The sequence below is a fragment of the Halorhabdus sp. CBA1104 genome, assembly GCF_009690625.1.
Taxonomy (GTDB): domain Archaea; phylum Halobacteriota; class Halobacteria; order Halobacteriales; family Haloarculaceae; genus Halorhabdus.
Map to the genome: position 1 here is coordinate 1,026,627 of NZ_CP033878.1, position 25,891 is coordinate 1,052,517.

The window sequence follows — 25,891 nt, forward strand, 5'->3', positions numbered from 1 at the left end:
AGTCGAGACCAGAAAATCAGTTACACGAACAGGCTGATTGGTGTCGTCACTCCCAGGGTGTCGACCGGTCGGTGATTTCACCGGCCAGTGGTTCCTGCATCGCCTCCGCAGGGTCGTCACGGTTTGCCAGTACCCACATGAGTTTGACCATCGCCGTGCCCGGGAGCATGTCTTCACCTTCGATGACGCCCGCATCGAGCAAGTCACGCCCGGTGTCGTAGACGCGATCACAGATCCGGCCGTCGAGACACTGGCTGGTCATCACGACCGTCGTCCCGTCCTCGACCAGGGCTTCGATGCGGTCGATCCAGTCGGTGTTGACGTGACCCAATCCGGTCCCTTCGATCACGAGTCCGGCCGATCCCGCAACCGGATCGAGCATCGACGGTCCGGCTCCCGGGGCGAACTTCACGAGATCGACGTCCGTTTCGAGATCGGCCTGGAAGGCGAGTTCTGTCTCACCACGTTCGGCGTAGTCCCGTCTGAACGTGACGTCGCGGGTCTCGTACTCGACTGTGCCCAGGGGCTCACGACCGATCGTCTCGAACGCGTCCCGACGGGACGTGTGGTTCTTGCGGGCTCGCGTCCCTCGGTGGAGAGCACAGACGTCGTCGCTCTCGGCAGCGTGCATGCAGATCATCACCTCTGCGGCGTCGCTTTTGGCGGCTGCGACGGCAGCGACAGCGTTCATCACGTTGTCCGACGATGGCCGGTCAGCCGAGCGCTGGCTGCCGGTGAAGACGATCGGGACCGGTGTCTCGAGCATGAACGAAATCGCGCTGGCCGTAAACTGCATCGTGTCCGTTCCGTGCATGACGACGACGCCGTCGGCGCCCGCTTCGATTTCGTCGTGGATCGCCTCGGCGAGATCCTGCCAGACGTCCGGCGTCATGTTCTCAGAGAGGATATTCGCGACGACACGGCCGCGGTAGTTCGCCAGACCAGCCAGTTCAGGGACGGCCCGGAGGACGTCTTCGGCGTCGAACTGAGCAGTGACAGCACCGGTCCGGTAGTCGACGGTCGAGGCGATCGTCCCGCCCGTCGAGATGAGCGAAATCGTCGGGAGGTCGTCGTCGAACTCGACGGTCGACTGGTCGCTGGCGTCACCGGATTCGATATCGTAGACGTCGGCTTCGAGGACCGTCGCCTCGGCCGCCTCGCGATCGAGGCCAACGTTGTAGCCACTCTCCAGTTTCACGACGAGTCGTTGGTCGTTCGAGGACGGCAACAAGACCCCCTCGAAGGTCTGGTCGTCGCGATCGACCTGCACGCGATCTCCTGGGTTCATGTAGGCCGGCTACCGGGGCAGGCGACTTGAAACCATCTTTCTCGCCCGGGGGCAAAGTCCAAGTCTCCCAGGAACTGAGAGATAGTATGGCAGAGCGGTCCGATCAGCTCTCGCGTGGCGAGGAATCCATGGGGGACACTGACCTCGAAGAGTTACTGGACACGCCCGAGGACGCGGCCAAAGACGCGACTGGGCCATCGGGCGGTCGTCTCGCCCGCATTCGCGCACGGCTGGGCGGGCTGGTCTCGGTTCGCCCCCAGCTCGGTCGCATCTTCTCGATTCGCTCGTTTCTGCTCGCGCTCGCGGGGAGCGTCTTGGGGGCAATTGGGTTTGGCATTGCGATCCCGTTTTTCGATTCGCTCGCGGCGCTTGGCGGGATCTTTACCGCCGCATTCGTCGCGGGCGTGTTTGGCTCACGTCGATCGTATCTCGAATTTACACTCGCCGGTGCGGCGACGGCAGCGCTGGGGACGGTCTCGAAGTTCATGGTCGTCGCCGTCGTGGGACAAGGCGAATTGCTCGCGATTTTCGGCGCCGGAAGCGGTGCGATCGCGGCACTGCTTGGCCACTACTTCGGGCGTGACCTCCGAACCGGCATGACGACAGATATCGAGGGCCAGTGACGGCCTCACCCGTCGAGTTGCCACTGCTGGCCATCCTGCTCGACGACACCACGTGACTCTAGAGTGTGTAACACGTCTTCGACGACCGAGGGTGGTACTTCGACTTCGCGACTGATATCTTCGATGTCAGTTGGCTGGTCAGCCAATGCTGCCATCACTTCGACGACGATCCGACTGTCGTCGTCGATATGATCGCCGATCCCTTCCATGACATCGGTTAGTCGGCCCTGGACCCATCGCTGTGCCAACGAAAGTTCGTTCTGGAGTCGCCGTAGTCGTCGGAGTTCGATCGCTAGCTCAGAGAGATTTCCGGCCCCATCGGGATCGACATCGATCGAGAGATGTCTGCAAGAGGCCATATCCAAGCCCGAACTCGCGGGATAGGCCGTTTTCGTCCCGAAACTGTAGGGAGATGCCGAGACTTCGAGCCGGAACCCCCGAGAGATATAAAAGTACTTGCGGCGCCGATCGTCGGTTCGGCTCTCGACTAACCCCGCCTCTTCGAGCTGTCTAAGATGGTCGATGACGGCTTTTGGACTGACACCGAGGTAGTCGCTGATTTCGGTGACGAAGCAGGGTTTGCGCGCCAGCAGACGGAGGATCCGTCGCCGATTTGCATTCCCCAATAAATCGAGCAACTCCGCGGAGTCCATTTACGTGACGTTACCTCTTACCCTTGATAACTCTTTCCTACGTGGTCGAAACCGTATTGACGCGACAACAGGCGATGTGAGGGATGTCTCCACGCGAACGCCCCGGCGCGTAGAACCGCTCAGTTCGGTCGGTCGCCACCGTGGTCGTCAGATCCTGTCGCCGCCCCGTTCGAATCCGATCCACCGCTCGAACCCTGGCTACCACTCGAACCGCTCGAACCCTGGCTACTCCCGCCTGGAGTATCGGTATCTTTGCTGTCTTTCCCGCCGGAGTCTTTCGACGACCCAGTATCGTCGCTCGACTGTCCAGTATCCCCAGTTTCCGCAGCATCGTCGGCCCCGTTTGTCGGATGATCGGTTTCAGTCGTCTCGTCTCCCGGCCCGGATGACGGCCCGGCAGTCCCGTTCGGTGGGCCTTGCTCGTCAGTGGTTGGCGGCCCAGCGGTCCCGTTCGGTGGGCCTTGCTCGTCAGTGGTTGGCGGCCCAGCGGTCCCGTTCGGTGGGCCTTGCTCGTCAGTGGCTGGTGGCCCGGCAGTCCCGTTCGGTGGGCCTTGCTCGTCAGTGGTTGGTGGCCCAGCGGTCCCGTTCGGTGGGCCGCGTTCGGCACCGGCGGGCGGGCCACCGGGAACGGCATCAGGCGGCCCAGCGGAGAGATTCCGGGCCATGGAGGCGACCTCTCGGCCAGTCATGTTTGCGGCCTGCGTTCGTAGCGACTCGAGTCGTGTGGTGTTGACACCTGTCTGCGTTGCGACCCGATCAGTCTCGTTGATTGCGGACTGTAGTGTCCGGATTTGGGCTGCGAGTCTCGACACCTGGGCGGCCTTGGCCGGTCCAGCGACATCGGAACTGCCGTTCTCGAAGCGATCCAAACGAGTCTGGAGTCGGTTTAGACGGCCTTCGAGCGTGCGAATGCGGTTCGACACGGAGCGATTCGCCGCGGATGCATTAGCCCGAACACTGGCAGCCCACATCCCGGTTTCGACGGATGCGTTCGCCTCGACGGCGTTCGATTGCATGAAGGCACTTAGCTGGCTGCCAAGTGATGGCGAACTTTCGTTGGTCGCCGTCGTGTTCGCCTCTGTCGATGGTGTTGCGTCCGATGGCGCATCGGCTGACTGTGACACCGCGGTAAGCGATCCCCCACCCGTAAACGCCAGCGCCGGGGCAACGACAAGTGACGCGACGACGAGTGTGACGAACACGCTGGCTCGGACGGTCATACCCAATCGTCCCACCGGTATCTACTAAAACCCAGAGCTTCGTTCGTGCTGTTCATTCATCAACGTAACACGTGCTAATTGTCCAGTAGCGTTTATAGCGCTGTCTCGATGGATCTCGTGACTGCGGGAATGTGTCGAAAGCGCCCTTGATGGGGCTGACGTAGCGTCGTGCCCGCGGGCGGCAATGACCGCCGCAGTCAAAACGCTTTTTCGACTTGGTATGATGTATGTTAGTGTACCGCATGTTTGAACAGTTCTCACGGTCGTACTATCTCGGCCGGTTGTACGTCCAGTCCGGCAAACGAGAGACTGCAGTCATGTGCGACCAGCAATACCAGCACGTCCACACGCAATTGTACGGCCAGTCCCCACCCGCTTCGGACGGACACCCGCTCGTGATGAAACTCGGATCGCGACACTTTCCCGTGACCGGTGCGCGATCGGTCCCCAGTGACACGCTTGCCGTACCGCCAGACGTGCTGACAGATACACCCGTCGAGCACCCACCGGCGCTACGGGAGGTGCTCCTGGCGACCGAAGACCGGGCAGAGCAACTCCTTGCGCTGGTCGGCGTCGCCAACGAGCCTGCTGGGATTTAAGCCGCTCGGGCTGTCGGATCGAAGTAATGCTCGATAAGCTACTCGGGAGAGAGAGCCTCAAAACACGGATCGAGGCACTCGAATCCGAGAAAGAAGATCTACAGCAGCAACTAGCGGCCGAATCGGACCGACGGGCAGACGCGGTGACGGAGCGCCAAGCGGCCCAGCGCCGCGTCAACGAGCTCGAAGACAAAGTTGCCCAACTGCAAGACCGGATCGAGCGCTTACAGAACACGGATCGTGACCTCTCCGTTCGGCACCGCGAGCGTCTTCAGGGAGAGCGCCTTACCGACGTCTTGGATCGACTCGAATCCATCGACGCCGGCCCAGACAGAGCGCTCACAGCGTTCATCGGCAACGGAGCCGTTCCGGCCCACGTTCGTGAGGCCTTCGGTGACCGAGCTCCACTCATCGCCGAGAAAAGCCCCTGTTTTGCACTCACTGACGATGCAGGCGTTTGCAGTGTCGCACTCGATCCGCCGATCACACCGATGCCGTTCGTCGAGTGGGGATCTGGATTCGACATCGATCGCTCACTGTTCGAGCCGACTGGCGAGTTTACCCTGGCGCTGGTCCGGTCCGATCTGTTCGCGATGGGGGAATATCGTGGTCGAGAACGGGTCGCGTTTCACGGGTTCGACAGCGACCTCGGGCGCAACCACTCGAAGGGGGGCTTCTCACAGGCCCGTTTCGAGCGCCTGCGTGACGAACAGATCGACAATCACCTCGATCGTTGCCGGGCCGCACTCGACGAGCGGACGACAGACCGCCTCTATGTCGTCGGTGAACGCTCGGTGCTGGGTGACGTCGCCGCCGAGGCAAACGCCACAGCAGCTGTCGACGCGACCGGCGATCCCGAGGACGCCCTCGAAGATGCCTTCTGGGACTTCTGGACGACGACGCTGTACGCGATTTAGTCCAGCCACTCGGCGAAAGAGTCCGTCCGCTGACTGTGGCGCACGTACTCCCGTTGCATCTCCCGAATCGCTCTCTCCAATGTCGCCCCGTCGGCAAGCCGGCGTCGAACCGTCTCACGCTTCCACTGGCTCGGCGTCGATTGCTGGGTCCACCGCGCTTCGATCGGGCCGAGCACCTCGTCGATCCGGCTGTCGGCAAAGCCCTGGACGGCCAAGCCACGGCGCGCGTACTCGAATACTTCTGCAAAGATCGTCTCGCTGTCTGTCGTTCGTTCCCCGTCAGCGTCCACCCACTGCAGGTCGGCTCCCAGGCCATCTTCGGCGGCGGCATAGAAACTGTCCCGAGCGTCCGTCCAGGGAAGTTCTGTCACGGGATGTTCAGCATCCACGAGGCCGAGCAGTAAGCCAGCCGTCAGGGCCTGCAGGCTGATATTGTCGGCAACCGTCGGCTGAGTCGGAAGCGGACGGTATTCGAGACGGATCGAGCGCTCGTCGCCGGCCTCGGGGACTGGATCGCCACCGATAACGGCTCGGACCCAGCGCCAGTAGGTCCCCCGCTTGTGTTCGAATTCGGGAAACTGGGCGCTGAAGGTTTCGTCGTCGTGGCCGTTGGCCCAGTCAGCGAGGAAGGGGGCATAGAGATCGTCGGCCACGACGCGATCGATACCGTCCGCTGTCGTGGCAATGTCGTCGGGAACGCGGACTTTCGGGTGCTCGCTGTGGTTGACCGACTGCTCGAAGACGGCGATGCGCAGTTCGTGTGGTGTCTCTTCGAGTAAGTCCCACGGATCGATACCGTCGTCGTACAGATCCGGTGGCATGAACGGCGCGTTCGTCGACAGCGCAAGGACTGGCCCGAGCGTCCGGATTGCGGCGTTGAAATACGCTGGAAACGCCCCAACGTCGGGGATCTGGAGGTGTGGCTGGATCGACGTGGCGAGAGATTCAAAGAGGATACTGGGAAACGAGCGGGAGACACCGGGTACGTCCAACGGCACCGCGCCGTCGGTCAGGTCAAGGACCTCGTTGTCGATCGCGTAGTAGCGTGGATTCGACCGCATGTGCGTCGCGATCGTGAGTCCGTCACGCGTTTCGTGGGCCGAAAGGTACGCATCGCTCCCGCGTGCAGGCGGGATCGTCCACATGGCGTCCGTCACGAGCGTCCTGTCGTCTCCGATTGCCTCACGTCCCCGTTCGAGGCCAGTTGCTGCGGCCGTCGACTGGCGCTCGAACCCGCCGGGCCGGAGAGCCACGGGGTCGGTGTTGATCTCGGCGTTGTGAAGACCCAATTCCTTGCTGATGCGGTCGTCGACGCCGAAGAAATCGGCCGGGATCGTGGCCAGAGCGTGGCCATCGTCACCAGCCCCAACCGCATAGACTTCCATTTCGAGACCGATCGCAAAGTCCGCCGTCTCCAGTCTGCCGGCATCGAGTTGTTCTCGCAGGAACGCCGCTTGCTCGTGGAGTCGTTCACGAAAGGGGGCTGTCGTTTCGGTCCGCAGCGAGCGGGCAGCGAGGTCGATCGGCCCAGTCATTGTGGGTCCGTTCGCCGGCCCCCACAAATACGTACGTACAGCGGCACTGACCCGCCCGGCTCCACCGCGTTCACTCCTCGGCGATGTCGACGACCAGCACTGGCGTGGTCGCGTTCTCGACGACGCGTTCGGTCACACTGCCGAGATTGGTAAGTCTGTCTCGACCGGTGCGACCGTGCGTACCCATGACGATCAGATCCGCGCCGATCTCCTCGCCGTATCGGAGAATATCTCGATGTGGGATCCCTTTCCGAAGCGCCGTCTCGATCGGAACGTCGGCGTCTGCCACTTGCGTCCGGAGACGATCGAGCGCGGCCTCGCCGTCTTCCCGGAGTGAGTCGATCACTTCGTCCTGGGCTTCCTTCTCGGCGGCGAGGTACATCCGCCGGTCGAGCACGTACAGTCCGTGAATCGTCGCATCGTTGTCCGCCCCAATCGAGATGGCGTGTTCGAGCGTTGCCGCGGTCCCGCTGCTGCCGTCGGTCGGCGCCAGGATCGTATCGTACATGACCACCTAGATCTTCACGGGCCTAGTAAATAGTTGTACGTGCCACGGTACCACGCGACGAAAGTTACGCTTTCGAGAGGGAGCCCTCGCGGAGTCGAACGGCGAAAATCGCGAGAGCGAGCGGGTTATCGACCGGTGAAGTTCGGGTGATCGCTGACGTGGCGGGGCAGGTAGCGGTGTTGCTGTGGGAGCCCTTCGACATCGTTGAGGACGCGCTCGCGCAGTTCCGCGGGCGTCATATCGATCTCGTCGTCGTCGAGTCGGACGTTGACGCCGAGTTCGTCGCTTTCGATCTCTCGATCGCCGACGACGACGTAGTAGGGTACCCAGTCGGTCTCGGCCCGAGCGATCCGTTTGCCGACCGACTCGTCGCGGTCGTCGACGTCGGCCCGCACGTCTGCAGCTTCGAGGTCGTCGACGAGGCCCTCACAATAGTCCAAGTGTGAATCGGGATTGACCGGGATGAACCGAACTTGCGTCGGCGAGAGCCACGTCGGCAACTGGGGTGTCTCCATCGATGCGGTGTCCTCTAAGAGAGCAGCCAGCACGCGCTCGATCCCGCCCGACGGCGAGTAGTGGAGGATCGGTGGATTGTGCGTATTGGTGCCGTCGGTGTACTCGATGTCGAACCGGTCTGCGCTCTCGACGTCGATCTGGACCGTCGGATTCTCGATGGGCCGGCCCAGGCCGTCGATGGCGGCGAAGTCGATTTTCGCCGACCAGTAGTGGTGGCGTTCGGGAATGATCTCGACGAGCGATGGCTTCCCGAGCTCGGCGACGACATCTTCGACCCACGCCTCGTTTTCCTCGTAGAACTCGCGAGTCATCCGGAGGGCGGGTTCGTAGTTGATACCGAGGTCATCGGAGGTCTGGAGGGCGAGTTCGGCTTGCTTGCGCAGTTCTTCCCGTGCCTGGTCCATGTCCTCCGTGGCCGTGTGCATATCCGGCATCGTGAACGCGCGCAGACGCTTGAGGCCGGTCACCTCGCCTTTCTGTTCACGACGGAACGAGTAGGTCGACATCTCGTAGATCCGCATCGGCAGATCGTTGACCGAGATGTGCATGTCTCGCATGATCGAGAACTGGCCGAAACAGGCCGCAAAGCGCAGCATCATCCGGCGATCGCCCGACTCAAAGCGGTACTGGCGCTCGCCGAACTTCCCGGCGTGTTCGTCGATCGAACGGGCGCCCAGGTCGTACATGATCGGCGTCTCGACGGGCATCCCGCCGTACTCGACGACCAGATCGTTGACGTACTCCATGAGAGCGTCCCGGATGAGTTTCCCACGGGGATACCATCGCAGGTTACCGACGTCTGAGAGTTCGTCGTAGCCGACCAGGCCCTTCTCCTGCATCAGGTCGACGTGTGGTGGTTCCTCGCCCTCGTTGCTGAGGATGCCCTCTACTTCGTCTTCGATGAACGCCGTGAGGTCCTCGCCAACCGAATCCTTCGCCGCAACGGCGTCTTGAACGTCTCCCTCGGGCGTCATTACCTTCCAGTCACTTGGCTCACGGTCGGGTTCGCCATCGGCTTTGCCTCCCTCGTCCTCGTCGCGATGGGAAGCGACGTGGCGGGACAGTTCCGAGAGCGGGTGGCCCTTACAGGAGACCTCGAAGGATTTGTACCAGCCAAACGGCGCACGGAGGATGGTGTAGCCAGCGGCTTCCATCTCCGTTTCGAGCCGTTGCATGACGTCCTTTGCAGCGTCCGGCGCGGCCAGGTCGTCACTGAGGTGGGCGTAGGGATACAGCACGACGTCAGTCGTGTTGAGCTGGTCGGTGACGTCTTGTAGTTCCGTCAGTGCGTTCTCGACGACGCCCTCGATGTCGCCCTCGTCGTCGCTCTCGACGCTGATGAACACCGTCACGCAGTCTTCCATGCGTCCCTCCATCGGGACGCCCTCGGTTTCGGCGAGGTCACCGCCGCCTGCCTTGTCGGTCGTCTCGAACTCCAGATGGTCCGAGTGGATGAACAGTAGTCGCATAGGCATAGACTCCCGACGGCCGGTAAAAAGCGTGCCGAATGCGATCACACAACCGTCGACGCTCGTGCCAGCGAGCCACGACGAACCCAGATTCCGTGTGGCACGATGCCGAACTATTCCGCTACGCTTCTTCGTCTTTGAGTGTCTCTAGCTCCTCGTCGATGGCGTCCGTATCGACTGCTTCTCCCTCACCGTCGACGTCGCCAGCTGCTTGTGTCGTCGTTGATTCGTCGGCCGTCGTCGCCTCAGTTGCTCCAGTCTCTGCGCCCATCTCTGCCTGGAGGGTCTCTAGTTCGGATTCGACTTCACTGTCGGACTGTAAATCAGCCAGTTCGCGGTCGAGTTGGTCCTGGTCGGTAATCGCGTCGTCGAAGGCACCGCTGTCGCGTAGTTCGTCCATCGCGGACGCACGGGCTTCCATCTCTTCGGTTCGTTCCTGTGCCCGATCGATTGCCCGGCCGACGTCCTCGAATTCGTCGCCGGCACCCGACATCGCCTCGGAGACACGGGCGGAGGCCTCTGCAGCCTCGTAGCGAGCTTTCATCGTCTCCTTTTTGGTCCGGAACTGCTCGACTTGGGCCTGGAGCTCGCTTTTCTGCTCGACGAGCTGGTCCTGTTGGGCCTGTAAGTCGGCGATCTGACTCTCCAACTCCTCGATCTCGTTCATCTTCTGCTTTTTCTTCTCTAAGGCTCGCCTGGCCAGATCCTCACGATCCTGCTTGACCGCTTCCCGAGCCTGGTCGTTGTGTTTCTCGACGTTCTCTTCGAGCCGGCGTTTCTGGATCTCTAAGCGCTTTTTCTGGGTCGTCAGATCCGCAATCCCCTGTTTGACGTCTTGGAGTTCGTCCCGTAATTGCTCGTAGGAGTAATCGAGCGTTTCGGAGGGGTCTTCGGCCCGATTCAGAAGGGTGTTGACCTTCGACCGGATGACGTAGGAGGCGCGCGAGAGGATTCCCATGGGCGTCTGTTAGGGATGGGCCGTCTTAAAAGTCGCACTCGTTGGTCCATCGCTTATCCGTGCCAGTGACCACCGAACCCGGCCGTTCCCGAAACGGTTTAGGTCCGGGCACGCCCACCGTCGGTATGCCGAACGAGCCCGAAACCGACTACGATCAGGAGCTGGGACGGAAGTTCATTTTCGTCACCGGCGGGGTAATGTCAGGCCTGGGGAAAGGCATTACCGCCGCGAGTACTGGCCGCTTGCTCGCCAACGCCGGCTTCGACGTCACTGCGGTCAAGATCGACCCGTATCTCAACGTCGACGCCGGGACGATGAACCCCTACCAGCACGGCGAGGTGTACGTCCTGAAAGACGGGGGCGAAGTCGATCTGGACCTGGGGAACTACGAACGGTTCCTCGACATCGACATGACCTCCGATCACAACGTCACCACGGGGAAGGTCTACCGAGAGGTCATCGAGAAAGAACGCGCCGGCGACTATCTCGGTCGCACCGTCCAGATCATCCCGCACATCACCGACGACATCAAGCGTCGCATCCGGGAGGTCGCGGAGGGAAGCGACGTCTGTCTCATCGAAGTCGGGGGCACCGTCGGCGACATCGAGGGCATGCCCTATCTCGAAGCCCTGCGGCAGTTCGCCCACGAGGAAGACGACGACGATATTCTCTTTACCCACGTCACGCTGGTGCCCTACTCGAAAAACGGCGAACAGAAAACGAAACCAACCCAACACAGCGTCAAGGAACTCCGATCGATCGGCCTCCAGCCGGACATTCTCGTTGGCCGGTGTGAGGACAAACTCGACCCGGACGTCAAAGAGAAGATCGCCCTGTTCTGTGACGTGCCGACGGATGCCGTCTTCTCGAATCCCGACGTCGAGGACATCTATCGCGTCCCGCTGGTCGTCGAGGACGAGGGACTCGACGAGTACGTCATGGAGCAACTCAACCTGGCCGAGGAGGCCCTCCCGAAAGACGAACGGAAGAACGGCTGGCGCGAACTGGTAACCCAGGGGAAAGACGGATCGATCGACGTTGCTCTCGTCGGTAAGTACGGGCTGGAAGACGCGTATCTCTCGATCCACGAATCGCTGAAGCACGCTGGCTTAGAGACCAACGTCGACGTCGAGACGACGTGGATCCATTCGGAGGATCTGGCGGACGGCCACGACGGCCAACTTGCGGACGTGGATGCCGTCGTCGTTCCTGGCGGGTTCGGCGCTCGCGGGACCGAAGGCAAGGTCGAGGCGATCCGCTACGCCCGCGAGAACGATATCCCCTTCCTCGGGCTCTGTCTTGGCTTCCAGATGGCTGTCGTCGAGTTCGCACGCAACGTCCTCGATCTGGACGGTGCCCACTCGGCGGAGATGGACGAACAGACACCCCACCCCGTCATCGACATCCTGCCCGAACAGGAGGGTGTCGAAGATATGGGCGGGACGATGCGCTTGGGGACCCAAGAGACCGAAATCGACCCGGACACACTCGCTGCTGACCTGTACGACGACACCACCTGTCGGGAACGCCACCGCCATCGCTACGAGGTCAACCCTGAGTACATCGAGGACCTCGAAGCGGCCGGCATGACCTTCTCGGGCGTCTCGGGCCGACGCATGGAGATTCTCGAACTCGCGACCGACGAGCACCCGTACTTCCTCGGGACCCAGTTCCACCCCGAGTTCCGGTCGCGGCCGACCCGCGCGTCGCCACCGTTCGTCGGACTCGTCGAAGCAGTACTCGACCAGCGTGAACACGCGCCAGCGGAGGTCGAACACTGATGGTCGACGTCGAGTCGTTCATCCCCGAGGCAAAAGCCGAGATCGCCGAAGCAATCGGTGCCGACGAGGCCGTCATTGCCCTTTCCGGTGGCGTCGACTCCTCGACTGCTGCCGCGCTGGCCTACGAGGCCGTCGGCGATCAACTCACGCCAGTCTACGTCGACACCGGCCTCATGCGGAAAGGCGAGACCGACCAGATCCGCGAGACCTTCGACTACATGGACAGTCTTCGGATCGTCGACGCCAAAGACCGCTTTCTCGATGAACTCGCGGGCGTCACCGACCCCGAAGAGAAACGCCACGCGATCGGCGAGCAGTTCATCCGCGAGTTCGAGGAAGTCGCCGAGGAGGTCGACGCCGACCACCTCGTCCAGGGGACGATCTACCCCGACCGCATCGAGAGTGAAGGGACGATCAAGTCCCATCACAACGTCGGCGGCCTGCCCGAACGCATCGATTTCGACGGCATCGTCGAACCAATGGCTGACCTCTACAAAGACGAGGTTCGGGAAGTCGCTCGGGAACTCGATTTAGAGGCGATCATCAGCGAGCGAATGCCGTTCCCCGGGCCGGGACTGGCCGTCCGGATCATCGGCGAGGTGACCGAGGAGAAACTCGCGGTGGCCCGCGAGGCCAACCACGTCGTCGAGGAAGAACTCGAAGAATACGACCCCTGGCAGGCGCTGGCAGCGGTCATCGGCAAGGCCACTGGCGTCAAAGGCGACAACCGCGTCCACGGCTGGGTTGTGGCCGTTCGCTCCGTCGAGTCCCGCGACGGCATGACCGCCCGCGCCCAGGAGATCGACTGGGAGACCCTCCAGCGCATCCAGAGTCGTATCACTGGCGAAAACGAGTCGGTCGCGCGTGTCGTCTACGACGTAACACACAAACCGCCCGCGACAATCGAGTACGAGTAAGATGAAGGTAATCGTCGCCGGTGTGGACGACACCGAGATCGCCAGTGCTATCGAGGAAGAAGGCCACGACGTGACGACTGTCGACGTCGGGACTGGCGAGTCTCTCGCGGACGCAGGGATCGCCGAGGCTGAGACGTACGTCCTGACCGAGATGAACCAGGCCACTTCGATTGCGGTCGCGAAAGACCACAATCCGGACGTCCGAGTCGTCGTCTACGCGGAGGGGTCGTTGCCTGAGTTTGCCACTCGACAGGCTGATCTGGTCGTCGATCCGCGGCTGCTCGATCCCGAGGCCGTCGCCGAGGAATTGGAGTAACGTCTCCTGGCGGACAGACTCGTTTTGACTGGTACGGTGGACGGATCCCACCGCTCGTTTTCGAGAGCAAACGCGTGTGTGGAGTTCGTAGCCGGCCATGCCGCGCAGTTATAGCCGCGCGGCAAGGTCTGCCAGCCGCTCACTGGCCCCTTCGACGAACGGTGTGCCGTGTCCCATCGCCAGAACGTCAACGTCGAGGTCCAGTTCGGCCAGCCGACGAATGCTGTCCGCGAGTGCCGACGTGTCGTAACTCAGTGCCCACGGTGACGCTTCGAGTCGGCCGCCCGATTCCCTGACGAGGTCGCCGATGAAGGCGACCGATCGGGACGCATCGACGTACGTGACGTGGCCGCGGGTGTGTCCAGGCGTCGTGTACACATCGAGTGTGCCCACCGTGTCCCCCTCTGTTATCGTTTCGACAGGGTGGTCTGGCACCGTCGTGAGCGGATGGGCAAGCGACTGAAAGGCCGCTTTCCGGTCGCTCCAGCCGGGTGAGCGATCGCCCCGAACGATCGCAGCGTCCGGCTGGCCGGCATAGATTGGACAGTCGAATCCCAGCGCGCCGAGACCGCCGACGTGATCGAGGTCGTAGTGGGTGAGTGCGATCCGATCGACGTCACGCGGATCGAACCCGGCCTCGGTGAGCTGTCGACACAGCGCCCGGCGTGTCCAGGGAGCGCCCGCGTCGATCACCGTCACGTCGTCGCTTCGGTGTGTCTCGTCGGCCGAGGAACCGTCCGCGACCAGCAGGTAGGCGTTGACGCCGCGAAGGTCGAACCACCAGATTCCGTCGTCGAGTTCGGTGGCCATGGGAGACGGGAGGACCGGGGTAGCCAAAAGTGTCGGCGTCGCTACGATGGGTCAGCCACGTCTTCGAGGAGTCCATCGAGCGTTTCGAGGACGATCTCGGAGACGGTAAAGCGAGCGGCGTCGGCCTCGCCGGGGACACAGAATACGGGGACGTCGTCGATAATACCTGCCGTTGGCCGCATGCTGATAACCTCAGGGCCGACCTGTTCGTGATAGCTCACCCTAAAGAGCTCACCGAACCCCGGCATCGCTTTCTCGCAGAGCGGTTCGATGGCTTCGACAGTTACGTCCGATGGACCGACGCCCGTGCCACCGACAGTGAGGACGACGTCGACGTCCCGACGGGAGACAACCCGGTCGATTGCCGTCTGGACGGCGTCGAATCCGGATTCGACGGTATCCTGCCCGGCGACGGTTCGGCCGTCACCGTCGAGCGCGTCGATGACGACGGCCACTGGATCGGCAGCCATCTCGTCTGCGCCATCGCCGATACGGAGCACGAACACTCCGGTCTCGACACTGCGTGGCTGCTCGTCCGGCTTCGCAGTCGCTGGGTCACTCGAAGACCCGTTTGACTGCTCGTCGCGCTCGTCTCCGGTCCGTGTCTCGGCTTCGTCGTCCGACCGCCCTCGACGTGTGTCTCGGGATTGAAAGTCGACCATGACTCTCCGTTGCGCTTCTACCCTCAAATAGACCGTCAGTTCGGCCGACCGCCAGGAGGGTGGGAAAGCACCTGGGGTGGAGCGGCACGGTTTAGTTCGCCGGCCCCGATCCGCGATGTATGGCGAGTGCTGTAGACGACGATAGCGAGAGAGCCGATCCGGCACACTGGGTGTTGCTCGGGGGTTGTTCGTTGCGCTGATCGCCATTCCGTGGGCGTTGATACTCTTGCCAAGTGTCCGGGGCGTTGTGGGCGGGATCGGGCTCTCCTTCCGAGACGCGTATCTCGTCGTGCCACTCGTCCCCGCACTCGGCCTGGGCGCACTCGCAGTCTGGACAGCCCTTCGCTCAGGAGGCCCGTAGCCTGGCCGACCCTTTTTCACCCAGTCGCCGAAAGTGATTGCCAATGTGGCGCCTGTATCTCGCTGTGGTGTTTTTCGCCGCGGTCTTTGGCACTGCACTCTCGCTGTACACGCTCTTGCACCAGGAGACACCTGGTGCCGGTCCGCTGGCACTGCTGTTGCTGGGGGCCGCGATGTGGGCGACGACTGACGGCCTGAGTCTGGCTACCTTCGGCGCTTCGGAGACGCTGTTCTGGGCCAAGCTCGGGCTCGCCATTACCGCTGTCGTGCCCCTGGCCTGGCTGCTGACGGCCGTCGAATACACCGGCTACGATCGCGTCCTTACCTCGAGGCACTTACTCGGGTTGCTCGTCGAACCGCTGGTCTTTACCGGGCTCGTCTGGACAACCGGGAGTCACGGCCTCGTCTGGTCGAATCTGCAACCCACCGCAATCGGACCCTACACGACGGTCGTCGCGACACGCGGACTCGCTTACTGGGGGCACGTCGTCTACTCCTACGGGCTGATTGCACTCGGTGCCCTCCTCTTGGTCCGTGTCATCCTCCGTGCGAACGAGCTCTATCGCACACAGAGTACCGCATTGCTCGTGGCGATCGTAATTCCGCTCGTCGCCAATACGGCGGCACTCTTTGGACTCTCCCCGGATGGAATCGACATGACGAGTATTGCCTTCGTCGCCTCGGGGACTGTCATCACGGCCGCAATCCTTCGCCGACAGTTGCTGAGCGTCGCAGCTGGGACGCGCGAGATCGGCCGCGACGAGATCGTCGATCAGCTCGACGACGCAGTGTTCATCCTCGACAGCAACGGTGTCGTCAACGACTGCAACCCCGCTGGTGCCACTCTCGTCGACGAGACGACCGACAGGGTGGTAGGCCAATCGCTCGTCGATCTCCTCCCGGCGCTTTCGTCTGTGTTCCCCATCGAAGACATCCCAGACAACCAGATCGTCACAATCGAACGGAGTGGCTCCGTTCGAACCTACGACTGTCGGCTATCGCCACTCGACAGCCCCTTCGGTGAGCGTTCCGGCACCATCGTGAGCGTGCGTGACGTGACCGAACAGACCAGACGGGAACAACAACTCGACGTCCTCAATCGGTTACTCAGGCACAATATCCGCAACGAGATGAACGTCGTTCGCGGGCAGGCAGAACTGCTCCGCGAGTCGATCGAGACAGAATCCCAGCACTCACGCGTCGATCGAATCGTCGAGACGGTCGATACCGTAACCGAGCGGAGTAACAAAGTCGGGACCCTCACGCGGGCCTTCGAGGACGAGCCGGCCTCGATCGACCTCGAAGCAGTCTTGCGAGACGCGATCGGCGCGGTCACGGCCAAGTATCCGGCAGCAACGATCGCTCTCGACGGCGATCCGGACCACTGCGTCGAGGGTGCGGCGTCACTCGGCGTCGCGTTCGAGGAGTTGCTGCACAACGCAGTCGAACACAACGACAGCGACCACCCACAGGTGACAGTAACAGTCACCGCGGCTCCCCCATCAGGAGCCGACGTGACGGTCCGGATCAGCGACAATGGACCGGGAATCAACCGCCAGGAGCGCGCCGTCATCGAGCGTGGCCGAGAAACGGCGCTCGAACACGGCAGCGGGATCGGGCTCTGGCTGGTCGCCTGGATCGTCCGGACCTACGGAGGCACCCTGTCCTTTGCCGAGGCCGACGTCGGGACGACTGTGGTCGTGCAACTGCCCAAAAGCGAGCCATAACGAACCGCTTGCCGTCCAGGGTCTACGACCCTCAGGGACTGGCCTCGTATCCTGCGTCTTCGACGGCAGCGACCAGTGTGCCAGGGTCGGCCTCACCCTCGATGGTCGCTTCGTCGGCGTCGTGATCGGCACTCGCGGCCGCGACGCCGTCCAGTGCTTCGAGGGCCTCGACGACGCTTTGTTCACAGTGTTCACAACTCATCCCAGTGACCGTGATCGTGCGTGACATGGACGACTGTAGGGGAGCAGTGTTTTTCGGGATTTCGCCTCAGAATCGAAAGTCACAGCGCCACCGAAGTCCGGATTGTCAACGGGACTGTCGCTCACTCGACGTCGCGCCGCATCGCAATCTCGAACCAGGGACAGAGTCTGAGCTGGCGATACCACTCGGGATGTTCGTGCAACCGCTCGTAGGGAACCCACATGAATCCCGCTACCTCTTCGGGGTCGGGATCGAGTGTCCGGTCGGTCAGCGTCGCCTGTAGGACCGAACAGACCTCGTGTTCGACGCCAGCGTTTTCGAAGTACCGTTTGTACTCGAACTTGTCCGTGACCTGCAGGTCGTCGTACTGATCGGGCGTGATGCCAAGTTCCTCTTCGAGCCGCTGGCGTGTGGCTTCTTCCTGGGATTGGCCCTCGACGGGGTGGGACGCGACCGTGCCGTCCCAGTGCGTTGCCCAGAGGCGCTTGTCCGGCGACCGCTGGGCGAGTAAGATGTTGTCGTCTTCGTCGAACAGCAGTGCTGTAAACGCCCGGTGTCGGATCCCCTCGCCGGTGTGGGCGTCCAGTCGATTGACCAGTTCCAGTTTGGTGTCCTCAGCATCGACAGCGATAACGTCTTGTCGTTCGTTTTCGTGCCGCAGTTCGGCTTCTGCAGGGTCGGACGCACTCTCCGACTCCTCGCTCGTGCTCATACTCGAATTCTCGGTGAGCGGGTTCAAACAGTCTTCGACTCGCGGAAGATACCGCCCCGGGAAGGGGCGACTTCCCAGTTGCTCTTACCCCACGAACTCCTCTCGCCAGTACCGACACGACTCCATCACCCAACCCGTTCTTCGAGAATCAGCCTCGTCTTCGTCCCGACAACTTCGTCACGTTCGCGGGCCCGTGTGATCAGTTCGTTGACTTCGCTCGTGTCGGCACAATCGACGATCAACACGACGTCTTCCTCGCCGCTGACCTCCCAAACGAAATCGACCTCGGGCCACTCGGCGAACGCGTCCGCGAGGGCACTGTGGTCGACGTTGACGTCGATACCGATCTCGATCATGGCCTTGACGTTTCCCGTCCGGGTCGCGACCGTAAACCGCTCGATAATCCCCGCTTCGACGAGTTGCTCGACGCGGTTACGGACAGTCCCTTCCGACGTCTCGACACGGTCGGCGATCTCCGTGTAGGGAGTGCGGGCGTCCCGCCGGAGAATACTCAGTATCTCGCGGTCCAGATCATCCATCGAGGTGTGTGGTTACCGCAGGTCCACACTTGAGGATTACGAATTTCGTAACTCTGTTTCGAAAGCAACGCTTATCACCCGACCTTCCGTACGGATCTCGTAATGACGGACGCCTATGTAGCCCTGGAGGGTGAGCGCATCGTCGAAGCACGCGCTCGCTCGCCGGGCACGACCCGCGGGGAACTGGTCTTTACGACAGCATACACCGGCTACGAGGAGAGCCTCACCGACCCCTCCTACGAGGAGCAGATCCTGACGTTCTCGTACCCGTTGATCGGGAACTACGGCGTCCGCGAGGAACGATTCGAGTCCGATCGCGTCCACCCGCGCGGGGTCGTCGCTCGCGAGCTGACCGACGACGTCGCCGAGTGGCTGCAAGCGGAAGGCCGGCCGGCCGTCGATCACATCGACACGCGCGAACTCGTCACCGAGATCCGTGACGAAGGTGCGATGAAGTGTGGGATCGCCGCCGGCGAGGACGTCACCGAAGAGGACGCACTGGCCGAACTCCGGCAGTGCAAGCACATGAGCGAACACACCGATATCGGCAGTCAGGTCAGTGTGAGCGAGCCAGTCGTCTACAACGAAGACGGCGATGGCCCCGACGTCGCACTCATCGATTGTGGCGCGAAGGGTTCGATCCAGGAGTCACTGGTCGAGCGTGACGCTGTCGTCCACGTCCTCCCGTACGACACGACACCGGCCGAGATCGCGGCCCTCGATCCGGACCTCTTGTTTGTCTCCAATGGCCCGGGCGATCCGGAGAACTTCGAGGCCACCGCCGATCTGGTCGACGAATACGTCGGTGAGATTCCCCTGGCAGGTATCTGTCTCGGTCAGCAAGTCGTCGCCAACGCTCTGGGCGGGGAAACCGAGAAGATGGAGTTTGGCCACCGCGGCGTCAACCAGCCCGTTCGTGACCTCCGGACCGATCAGGTCGTCATGACGACCCAGAATCACGGCTACACGGTCGCCGAGCCGGGCGAGAACCTCGATGTGACTCAGATCAACGTCAACGACGACACGCCAGAGGGCTTAGAGAACGACGAGCTAGAAATCATCACGCGCCAGTACCACCCGGAAGCCAATCCCGGCCCGCACGACTCGTTGTCGTTCTTCGACGACGTTTTGCAACTGGCCGAGTGATCGCCCCGCGGTACGCCGCACAGAGCGGGCTTATCGCTCGCCACGGGCCGTCTGCATCGCCGCGCTGTTGTACGCGCTGCCGGCGCTGCCGTCTCGATCGAGGACGATAACCCCGGCCGTCCCCTCGACTCGATCGTCGAACCGATCGATCGCCCGCGTCGCCGCTCGCTCGGGTGAATCGCCGTCTTCGAGGCACCTGACGGCCCGGCGGGCCAGAGCCTCTTTCGCGATGTCCTCGCCCGCACCGGTCGCGCTTGCGCCGCCAGCCTTGGTGGCATAGAAGCCAGCACCGACCTGTGGGACGTCGCCGACCCGCCCGGCAAGTGCCGCCCACCGTCCGCCGGTCGACGTGCCGGTGACGATCCGGTCGCCGTCAGTCGCGACCGCACCGACTGTATCGTTGCCCCCGAAGTTCTCAGCCAGCCAGTCGAGTTGCTCGGCCACAGCATCCCCAGGCGGCGTGGTTTCGTTCCAGCGCTCCCGGGTCCGATCTGCCCAGCAATCGACGTCGGTTTCGACGCCGTTGGCCCCAGCGAAGTCGATCGCCGGTTCGCCAGCGAGCATGACGTGGGGCGTCTCTTCGAGAACCGCCCGGGCGACGTCGATCGCATTGGCGACGCCTTCGAGCCCGGCGACGGCCCCACACTCCCGGTCGTCGGTCATCAGCCCGGCGTCGGTCCGAACCGCCCCGTCAGTCTGGACGGCGCTGCCAACCCCGGCGTTGAACCACGGATCAGCTTCGAGGGCGGTGATCGTCTCACAGACCGCTTCGAGGGGCGTCTCCTGGGCGAGGCCTGCCTCGATTGCGTTCTCGATTCGCTGCTGTCTTTCTGGTGGCTGCTCGGGTGGCGACCCAGCGCCGCCGTGAGCGATGATGCGCACGGCCGTGGTCACTCCTCGGGCGGGGCGAGTTCGACCTGCGTGAGGTCTCGCTCCAGCATACAGTAGTCGTGGGGCGGTTCGCCGACGACACTATCGATCCGGTAGGTCGTCTCGAAGTCAGCGCCAGCCGGTTCACAGAGGGCGTGACTCGGGCACTCCTCGTGTGGACAGGGGCCTTCGAGATCGACCTTGCTCCCGGCGTAGGCACTCTGGGCAGCGACGTTCGCCTGGATCGGGGCAGGTTCGACTTCGACGGCTGTGACGCCGACGTCGTGAACCGCACACTCCAACGTGTTTGCGTTGTCCCGGACCTCGGTGACGCGATAGCGCCGGCCCTCCGTGAGGTTCAGACACTGGTCACGATAGGGACAACCCTCACAGGCGGCCGATTCCCCCTGGTAGACGAACTCGCTGCCGGGATCGGCCAACCGCGTCCCGAGTAAGGTGATCTCTGTCATTAGACCGGCATAAGCGGCCGCGCCGATTAAGTCTCCCGACCGGTCAGCGTATCGAGTCGGTCGAGGTACGCCGCCCGTGGCTGCTGGTACAGTGTCCGATAGTCGATCTCGCCGGCCGTGAACGCACGAGCCAGTTCGAGTGCGCCGTCCAGCGCCGCGTCCCGGTCGTCGTACTCACGAGTCTCGCCCTCGATCTCCGGCTCCAGAAACAGCGTCACACGCCACGGGTCGTCGGGATCGGGTTCAGGCCGGCCCGGGCGTCGCTGTCGCCGACCGCGGGTGACGTACAGCGTCGGGAGACACGGAGCCGGAAACGCCTCGGAATCGAAGACATCCGGTCGGTAGACCAAGACCAGTGTGGTCGGCTCCTCGCTCCAGACGGACCATCCATCGGGCACCGAATCGATTGGCACGGTCGGACCACGAACCACGGTCCAAAGAACTTCTCGGTCGGTGCCGGTCCGTGCGATAGGCACACTGGACACCTACGCGAAGTCCGGCGACGTTCATCCGGGAGCGTCGCCTATCGCTGATCGTGAGTCCTCACTTTGGACGGGCGGGGAGCGACGACCCCAACGCCGACAATCAGTCACGTTTCGAGTCCCACATTCGACCGAGCGCTTATACAGACACCCGATGGAAGTGGAACTATGTCCGAGACGCTATCTGTCAACACTGACGGGCGGCTGTCGGTCATCGACGTAACGAGTCGTGTCCAAGATATTGTGCCACCCGAGGCAACCGGGACGTGCACCATTTTCGTGCCACACACGACGGCTGGTGTTACGATCAACGAAGGCGAACAGCGGTTGCTGGCTGATTTCGAGACGGCGCTGGCAGATCTGGTCCCGGATGATGGCTGGGACCACGACCGGATCGACGACAATGCAGACGCACACGTGCGATCGATGTTGATCGGCCCGAGCGTGACCGTCCCGGTCGCGGACGGACAACTCGAGTTGGGAACCTGGCAGTCGATCCTGTTCGTCGAATGTGACGGGCCGCGTACCCGGACACTGCGCGTCCAGACGAGTTGATCCGACTGGTGGTCTCACTTTGGGGACTTTTATCGACGTGGGTACCGACCTCCCTACATGGACAGCGACGACGGCTGGTTTCGGGGGGTCGATCCTGACGATGAGAGGGCGGCCGCGACAGCCATCGCGGACGGACGGGCGGAGGAGCCGGCTGCGTGGCCGGCTACCGCGGTCGAATCGGGGTTCGCACCGGCGGAAGCGACCTACTACGAGCGACTCCGGACAGCCACGATCGAAGCGGCAAAGACCGGAGTGACCGAACGCGAACAGGCCGACGATCAACAGTTGGTCCACGCGATCCGCTCGCTCGATGATTGTGAACGGACCGCAAACGAACTAGCAGAACGCGTCGCCGAGTGGGCGGGCACTCGGTTCGACGACGCCGGCACGGGAGTCGAGTACGCGCGGGAGCTGGCCGAACGCGAGCCGGACGATCCAGCCCAAGCGCGACTCGTCGAACTGGCCAGTCGCGTCGCGGGGCTCGCCGAGGAGGCAGCCACGTTGCGACAGTACGTCGAGACGACGACGCCGGATGTCGCGCCCAACCTCGCAGCGCTTGCGGGGCCTGTCCTTGCAGCCAGGCTGCTATCCTTGGCCGGGGGGCTAGAGACGCTGGCGAAAAAGCCCAGCGGGACGGTGCAGGTCCTAGGTGCGGAGGACGCCCTCTTTGCCCACTTGCAGGGATCGGCCCCGTCGCCGAAGCACGGAGTTATCTACACTCACGAGTACGTCCGAGGGACAGACCCCGAGCATCGGGGATCGGCTGCCCGGGCGCTCGCGGGAAAGCTCTCGATCGCCGCACGGATCGATCACTACAGTGGGGATCGCCGCCCGGAACTGGCGGCAGAACTCGACGAGCGCATCGAGGCGATCCAGTCGCGGGGTGAGAGCGAATGAGCCTCCCCGCGGGCGTCGAACGGCGTGAGTTCGACGGGCAATCGGGACTGGCAACGCAGGGGCCGCCGGTCTACGGCGAGCCGGTGGTCGAGGGGTGGCGTCGCTGGGATCCGAACCGATCGAAGCTCGGTGCGATGTTACAGACGGACATCCACACCGACTTCGACGGCGGCGAGACGGTGCTGTACCTCGGTGCGGCCAGTGGGACGACAGTGAGCCACGTCGCTGACTTCGCCGGCCCGACTTACGCCGTCGAATTCGCGGCCCGACCGATGCGGGATTTGGTCGCGGTAGCTCGCGACCGTGAGCGGCTGTTTCCGCTGTTGAAAGACGCACGAGCGCCCGAAACCTACGCACACGTCGTCGAACCAGTCGACGTGATCGTCCAGGACGTCGCGACTCGTGGACAGGCCGCGGTGGCACTGGCCAACCGCCGGTTCTTGCGGGACGATGGCCGGTTGTACATGGCGATCAAGGCCCGCAGCGAGGACGTCACACAATCACCAGAGACCGTTTTCGAGGACGTGCTCGATTCCCTCTCGACGGGCTACGAGATACTCGATCGCACCCGACTGGAACCGTACCACGACGACCACCTCGCGGTGGTCGCCCGGCCGCGGTGAGTGTGACGAACAGAACCCTTTAGCCCGACCGAATCCAACGAACGAGGCGATGGCGACGGCTCCGGAAGATGTGTTCGACCGTCAGGGGACGCTGGGCATCGAAGAGGAATTCTACGTCGTCGACGATCACGGTCGACCGGTGTCCGGGACCGACACGCTCGTCTACGAAACTGATCCCCCCGAGATTCTCGAAGAGCGGCTGGATCACGAGCTGTTCAAAACGGTCATCGAGACCCAGACGCCAGTGATCGCCGATCCGGCGACTGCGCAGGACGAACTGGCTGCCGTTCGCAGCGCGTTAGTAGAACACGCCCGGAATCACGGCTACAGGATCGCCGCCGCAGGCTTGCATCCGGCAGCCAAGTGGCGCGAGTTGGAACACGCCGAAAAGCCGCGGTATCAGGCTCAACTCGATCGCATCCAGTATCCCCAGCACCGCAATACGACGGCCGGACTGCACGTCCACGTCGGCGTCGACGATCCCGACAAGGCCGTCTGGATCGCAAACGAGATCCGCTGGCATCTCCCCGTCTTGCTGGCGCTGTCGGCGAACTCTCCGTACTGGAATGGCTTCGATACAGGACTGCAATCTGCCCGCGCAAAGATCTTCGAGGGGCTACCGAACACCGGGATGCCCTCTGCCTTCGACTCCTTCGAGTCCTTTCAGCAGTACGAACGCCGGATGATCGAGACGGATTCGGTCGACGATCGCGGAGAGCTGTGGTTCGACGTTCGCCCGCACACGGGCTATGGGACTGTCGAAATACGGACACCCGACAGCCAGGCGTCGATCGATCGCGTCCTGGCGCTGGTCGAGTATATCCGGGAACTGGTCGTAGACCTGGCCGCCCGGTACGAAGACGGAGAGACTGGGACGACCATTCGGCGGGAACTGCTCGATGAGAACAAGTGGCGAGCGATCCGGTACGGCCGCGAGGCCTCGTTTATTGCGCGCGATGGGGAGGGCACTGTGGCTCTGGAGACCGTGATCCAGCGCGATCGTGACCGACTAGACGTCTCGCGGATCGATGCGCTGGTCGACACCGAGAGCGGGGCCGAGCGCCAGCGCCGGCTCCGTGCCGAAGCGGGAGTCGACGCCCTCTGTGAGTCGGTAGTGGTGGCCGATCCGCAGTAGCCAAGCATTTTTAGCTCGGCACGGCTTCTGTCCCCGTAGAAAGGACATGACTGACGAGTCACCAACGGACGAGCCGACCGAGGGCGAGGACGTCCGCGAGCGGCTTCAGGAGGGGGCCGATCGCGCGGTCGAAGAGTTCGACGAGCGACTGATCGATCTGCTGTCGTGGCTGCTGGATACGGAGACCCGAGCGCGGATCTACATCTATCTGCGATCGACGGCAGAGAGCACCAGCGAGGAGATCGCTGACGGGACCGGGTTGTACCCGAGTACCGTTCGGGAGGCGCTGGCGGAGTTACACGAGGAAGAAGTCGTCACTCGCGCAAAGCGCGAACACGATGGGGCCGGAAACAATCCCTACGAGTACAGTGCGATCGCGCCAAGCGAGCTCGTCGGTGACGTGGTCGGCGACGTCCAAGAGCAGTTGAATACGGTGGTCAACCTCGATTCACACCTGCACGCTGAAGAGACAGACACCGAGGAGCCGATCACGATTACCGTCGAGGAAGCCGGGGAAACCGACGCGGAAACGTAACTGGGAGTGGCCGTTCCGAAGGCACTAAATCGCCCGCCGCCGTGGACTGAGACATGCAGATCGCGCTGGGGGGCACGTTCGATCCGATCCACGACGGCCATCGCGCACTCTTCGAACGCGCATTCGAACGCGGCGACGTCACTGTCGGACTGACGAGCGACGAGCTCGCCCCCGACACCCGTCAGGAAGGACGGCCGATCCGGGACTACACCGACCGACTTGCCGACCTCCGGGCGGAGTTGTCGGCTTTTGCCGAGGACTACGACCGAGACTACGAGATCCGGAAACTGGAGGCCCCGACCGGCATCGCGACCGAGGCCCAATTCGACGTGCTCGTCGTCTCGCCCGAGACCGAGACCGGTGGCAAGCGCATCAACGAGATCCGCCAGGAGAACGGCCGCGAAGTCTTAGAAATCGATGTCGTCGATCACGTCACGGCCGAAGACGGCAAGCCGATCTCGTCGACGCGGATCGTCCGCGGCGAGATCGACGAACACGGGAATCTGACGCCCGATCGGGACGGCCGCGAGCCCGCTGTCGAAGAGTAACTACCAGTCGGGGGCGTCAAAGCCCGCCGTTTCGAGCAGTTCTTTCCAGTGCTGCTGGACAGTGAGTCGTGAGACGTCGGTCGCCTCGGCGACCTGGCCCTGGGATCGTTGATCGCCGGCGACCAGTGCGCCGACGTAGATACTGGCCGCGAGGATCGCCTGTTTCGAGCGGTCTTCGTCCGGGACGTTAGTGAGAAAGACGTCGGTCGCTCGCGACGTGGCGGTCTCGGTCAGGTCGAGTGTCTCGGCCGCGTCCTCGATAGCCTCGATCCACTCCTCGTTTTCGACCTGATCGCGAGCGCGGTACATGGACGGGCG

Annotated in this window: 30 protein-coding genes; 14 read left to right on the forward strand and 16 right to left on the reverse strand. The window is 62.9% G+C overall.

The window, feature by feature from the left end; translation table 11 throughout:
• Positions 1 to 46 precede the first annotated feature (46 nt).
• Complete coding sequence (gene gatD, locus Hrd1104_RS05275) at positions 47 to 1,288, reverse strand: Glu-tRNA(Gln) amidotransferase subunit GatD (RefSeq protein WP_154551763.1); 1,242 nt, start codon at positions 1,286 to 1,288, stop codon at positions 47 to 49.
• Between the two features lie 86 nt (positions 1,289 to 1,374).
• Between gatD and Hrd1104_RS05280 the strand changes: the two genes are divergently transcribed.
• On the forward strand, positions 1,375 to 1,911 hold the full coding sequence (locus tag Hrd1104_RS05280) for a hypothetical protein (RefSeq protein ID WP_154551764.1): 537 nt from the start codon (positions 1,375 to 1,377) through the stop codon (positions 1,909 to 1,911).
• Between the two features lie 5 nt (positions 1,912 to 1,916).
• On the opposite strand, the gene Hrd1104_RS05285 is transcribed toward Hrd1104_RS05280, so the two are convergent.
• Both Hrd1104_RS05285 and Hrd1104_RS05290 read right to left on the reverse strand, forming a co-directional pair.
• Positions 1,917 to 2,564: a metalloregulator ArsR/SmtB family transcription factor gene (locus Hrd1104_RS05285; RefSeq protein WP_154551765.1), complete on the reverse strand. Its 648-nt coding sequence runs from the start codon at positions 2,562 to 2,564 to the stop codon at positions 1,917 to 1,919.
• A 119-nt stretch (positions 2,565 to 2,683) separates the two neighbouring features.
• Entirely contained in the window at positions 2,684 to 3,784 is a 1,101-nt protein-coding gene (locus Hrd1104_RS05290) for a hypothetical protein (protein ID WP_154551766.1), read from the reverse strand.
• A gap of 242 nt (positions 3,785 to 4,026) precedes the next feature.
• Between Hrd1104_RS05290 and Hrd1104_RS05295 the strand changes: the two genes are divergently transcribed.
• The gene (locus tag Hrd1104_RS05295; RefSeq protein WP_154553199.1) at positions 4,027 to 4,383 is read left to right on the forward strand and encodes a DUF5802 family protein; all 357 of its coding nucleotides are present in this window, start codon (positions 4,027 to 4,029) and stop codon (positions 4,381 to 4,383) included.
• A gap of 26 nt (positions 4,384 to 4,409) precedes the next feature.
• Positions 4,410 to 5,300 carry a Vms1/Ankzf1 family peptidyl-tRNA hydrolase gene (locus Hrd1104_RS05300; protein ID WP_154551767.1) on the forward strand — a complete coding sequence of 297 codons (891 nt, stop codon included), beginning with the start codon at positions 4,410 to 4,412 and terminating at the stop codon, positions 5,298 to 5,300.
• Here the strand turns inward: Hrd1104_RS05300 and Hrd1104_RS05305 are convergent.
• From Hrd1104_RS05305 to Hrd1104_RS05320, 4 genes are all read right to left on the reverse strand, one after another.
• Positions 5,297 to 6,835: a hypothetical protein gene (locus Hrd1104_RS05305; protein ID WP_154551768.1), complete on the reverse strand. Its 1,539-nt coding sequence runs from the start codon at positions 6,833 to 6,835 to the stop codon at positions 5,297 to 5,299. The genes Hrd1104_RS05300 and Hrd1104_RS05305 overlap by 4 nt on opposite strands.
• Positions 6,836 to 6,905: 70 nt before the next feature.
• Positions 6,906 to 7,343, reverse strand: coding sequence for a universal stress protein (locus Hrd1104_RS05310; protein ID WP_154551769.1), 438 nt, complete (start codon positions 7,341 to 7,343; stop codon positions 6,906 to 6,908).
• Between the two features lie 125 nt (positions 7,344 to 7,468).
• A complete protein-coding gene (locus tag Hrd1104_RS05315) occupies positions 7,469 to 9,328 on the reverse strand; it encodes a threonine--tRNA ligase (RefSeq protein ID WP_154551770.1) in 1,860 nt (619 codons plus the stop codon).
• Between the two features lie 121 nt (positions 9,329 to 9,449).
• On the reverse strand, positions 9,450 to 10,286 hold the full coding sequence (locus Hrd1104_RS05320) for a PspA/IM30 family protein (RefSeq protein WP_154551771.1): 837 nt from the start codon (positions 10,284 to 10,286) through the stop codon (positions 9,450 to 9,452).
• Between the two features lie 125 nt (positions 10,287 to 10,411).
• Between Hrd1104_RS05320 and Hrd1104_RS05325 the strand changes: the two genes are divergently transcribed.
• Genes Hrd1104_RS05325 through Hrd1104_RS05335 form a run of 3 tightly spaced genes read left to right on the forward strand, consistent with a single transcriptional unit; the run spans position 10,412 to position 13,300 of the window.
• Positions 10,412 to 12,067 carry a CTP synthase gene (locus Hrd1104_RS05325; protein ID WP_154551772.1) on the forward strand — a complete coding sequence of 552 codons (1,656 nt, stop codon included), beginning with the start codon at positions 10,412 to 10,414 and terminating at the stop codon, positions 12,065 to 12,067.
• Positions 12,067 to 12,984, forward strand: coding sequence for a glutamine-hydrolyzing GMP synthase (gene guaA / locus Hrd1104_RS05330; protein ID WP_154551773.1), 918 nt, complete (start codon positions 12,067 to 12,069; stop codon positions 12,982 to 12,984). Before Hrd1104_RS05325 ends, guaA begins: the two co-directional genes overlap by 1 nt.
• A gap of 1 nt (position 12,985) precedes the next feature.
• Complete coding sequence (locus Hrd1104_RS05335; protein ID WP_154551774.1) at positions 12,986 to 13,300, forward strand: CTP synthetase; 315 nt, start codon at positions 12,986 to 12,988, stop codon at positions 13,298 to 13,300.
• A 108-nt stretch (positions 13,301 to 13,408) separates the two neighbouring features.
• On the opposite strand, the gene Hrd1104_RS05340 is transcribed toward Hrd1104_RS05335, so the two are convergent.
• A complete protein-coding gene (locus tag Hrd1104_RS05340; protein WP_154551775.1) occupies positions 13,409 to 14,110 on the reverse strand; it encodes an MBL fold metallo-hydrolase in 702 nt (233 codons plus the stop codon).
• Between the two features lie 41 nt (positions 14,111 to 14,151).
• The gene (locus Hrd1104_RS05345) at positions 14,152 to 14,772 is read right to left on the reverse strand and encodes a molybdenum cofactor biosynthesis protein B (RefSeq protein WP_154551776.1); all 621 of its coding nucleotides are present in this window, start codon (positions 14,770 to 14,772) and stop codon (positions 14,152 to 14,154) included.
• Positions 14,773 to 15,176: 404 nt separating this feature from the next.
• On the opposite strand from Hrd1104_RS05345, the gene Hrd1104_RS05350 reads away from it, so the two are divergent.
• The gene (locus Hrd1104_RS05350; RefSeq protein ID WP_154551777.1) at positions 15,177 to 16,859 is read left to right on the forward strand and encodes a histidine kinase N-terminal 7TM domain-containing protein; all 1,683 of its coding nucleotides are present in this window, start codon (positions 15,177 to 15,179) and stop codon (positions 16,857 to 16,859) included.
• 31 nt (positions 16,860 to 16,890) lie between these two features.
• Here the strand turns inward: Hrd1104_RS05350 and Hrd1104_RS05355 are convergent, their stop codons facing one another.
• The 3 genes from Hrd1104_RS05355 to Hrd1104_RS05365 all read right to left on the reverse strand — a co-directional run bounded on the left by Hrd1104_RS05355 (position 16,891) and on the right by Hrd1104_RS05365 (position 18,312).
• On the reverse strand, positions 16,891 to 17,088 hold the full coding sequence (locus tag Hrd1104_RS05355; RefSeq protein ID WP_154551778.1) for a heavy-metal-associated domain-containing protein: 198 nt from the start codon (positions 17,086 to 17,088) through the stop codon (positions 16,891 to 16,893).
• Between the two features lie 94 nt (positions 17,089 to 17,182).
• Positions 17,183 to 17,773: an NUDIX domain-containing protein gene (locus Hrd1104_RS05360; RefSeq protein ID WP_154551779.1), complete on the reverse strand. Its 591-nt coding sequence runs from the start codon at positions 17,771 to 17,773 to the stop codon at positions 17,183 to 17,185.
• 125 nt (positions 17,774 to 17,898) lie between these two features.
• Positions 17,899 to 18,312 carry an Lrp/AsnC family transcriptional regulator gene (locus Hrd1104_RS05365; protein ID WP_154551780.1) on the reverse strand — a complete coding sequence of 138 codons (414 nt, stop codon included), beginning with the start codon at positions 18,310 to 18,312 and terminating at the stop codon, positions 17,899 to 17,901.
• 102 nt (positions 18,313 to 18,414) lie between these two features.
• On the opposite strand from Hrd1104_RS05365, the gene carA reads away from it, so the two are divergent.
• A complete protein-coding gene (carA, locus tag Hrd1104_RS05370) occupies positions 18,415 to 19,458 on the forward strand; it encodes a glutamine-hydrolyzing carbamoyl-phosphate synthase small subunit (protein ID WP_154551781.1) in 1,044 nt (347 codons plus the stop codon).
• Between the two features lie 30 nt (positions 19,459 to 19,488).
• Here the strand turns inward: carA and Hrd1104_RS05375 are convergent, their stop codons facing one another.
• From Hrd1104_RS05375 to Hrd1104_RS05385, 3 genes are read right to left on the reverse strand one after another with little or no spacing between them, the layout of a single operon-like run.
• Positions 19,489 to 20,340 (reverse strand): isoaspartyl peptidase/L-asparaginase, encoded by an 852-nt coding sequence (locus Hrd1104_RS05375; protein ID WP_154551782.1) that lies wholly within the window; start codon positions 20,338 to 20,340, stop codon positions 19,489 to 19,491.
• 8 nt (positions 20,341 to 20,348) lie between these two features.
• On the reverse strand, positions 20,349 to 20,798 hold the full coding sequence (locus tag Hrd1104_RS05380; RefSeq protein WP_154551783.1) for a UPF0179 family protein: 450 nt from the start codon (positions 20,796 to 20,798) through the stop codon (positions 20,349 to 20,351).
• Between the two features lie 26 nt (positions 20,799 to 20,824).
• Positions 20,825 to 21,211, reverse strand: a complete 387-nt coding sequence (locus Hrd1104_RS05385; protein ID WP_154551784.1) for a DUF5820 family protein — start codon at positions 21,209 to 21,211, stop codon at positions 20,825 to 20,827.
• A 237-nt stretch (positions 21,212 to 21,448) separates the two neighbouring features.
• On the opposite strand from Hrd1104_RS05385, the gene Hrd1104_RS05390 reads away from it, so the two are divergent.
• Genes Hrd1104_RS05390 through Hrd1104_RS05415 form a run of 6 tightly spaced genes read left to right on the forward strand, consistent with a single transcriptional unit; the run spans position 21,449 to position 25,573 of the window.
• The gene (locus Hrd1104_RS05390) at positions 21,449 to 21,835 is read left to right on the forward strand and encodes a secondary thiamine-phosphate synthase enzyme YjbQ (protein WP_154551785.1); all 387 of its coding nucleotides are present in this window, start codon (positions 21,449 to 21,451) and stop codon (positions 21,833 to 21,835) included.
• A gap of 57 nt (positions 21,836 to 21,892) precedes the next feature.
• Entirely contained in the window at positions 21,893 to 22,732 is an 840-nt protein-coding gene (locus Hrd1104_RS05395; RefSeq protein ID WP_154551786.1) for an NOP5/NOP56 family protein, read from the forward strand.
• Positions 22,729 to 23,355: a fibrillarin-like rRNA/tRNA 2'-O-methyltransferase gene (locus Hrd1104_RS05400; protein ID WP_154551787.1), complete on the forward strand. Its 627-nt coding sequence runs from the start codon at positions 22,729 to 22,731 to the stop codon at positions 23,353 to 23,355. The genes Hrd1104_RS05395 and Hrd1104_RS05400 overlap by 4 nt, the downstream gene beginning before the upstream one ends.
• Before the next feature lie 49 nt (positions 23,356 to 23,404).
• Positions 23,405 to 24,490: a glutamate--cysteine ligase gene (locus Hrd1104_RS05405; RefSeq protein ID WP_154551788.1), complete on the forward strand. Its 1,086-nt coding sequence runs from the start codon at positions 23,405 to 23,407 to the stop codon at positions 24,488 to 24,490.
• A 46-nt stretch (positions 24,491 to 24,536) separates the two neighbouring features.
• Positions 24,537 to 25,025 carry a helix-turn-helix domain-containing protein gene (locus Hrd1104_RS05410; RefSeq protein WP_154551789.1) on the forward strand — a complete coding sequence of 163 codons (489 nt, stop codon included), beginning with the start codon at positions 24,537 to 24,539 and terminating at the stop codon, positions 25,023 to 25,025.
• A gap of 53 nt (positions 25,026 to 25,078) precedes the next feature.
• Positions 25,079 to 25,573, forward strand: coding sequence for a phosphopantetheine adenylyltransferase (locus Hrd1104_RS05415; RefSeq protein ID WP_154551790.1), 495 nt, complete (start codon positions 25,079 to 25,081; stop codon positions 25,571 to 25,573).
• On the opposite strand, the gene Hrd1104_RS05420 is transcribed toward Hrd1104_RS05415, so the two are convergent.
• The gene (locus tag Hrd1104_RS05420; RefSeq protein WP_154551791.1) at positions 25,574 to 25,882 is read right to left on the reverse strand and encodes a transcription initiation factor IIB family protein; all 309 of its coding nucleotides are present in this window, start codon (positions 25,880 to 25,882) and stop codon (positions 25,574 to 25,576) included.
• Between the last annotated feature and the right edge of the window lie 9 nt (positions 25,883 to 25,891).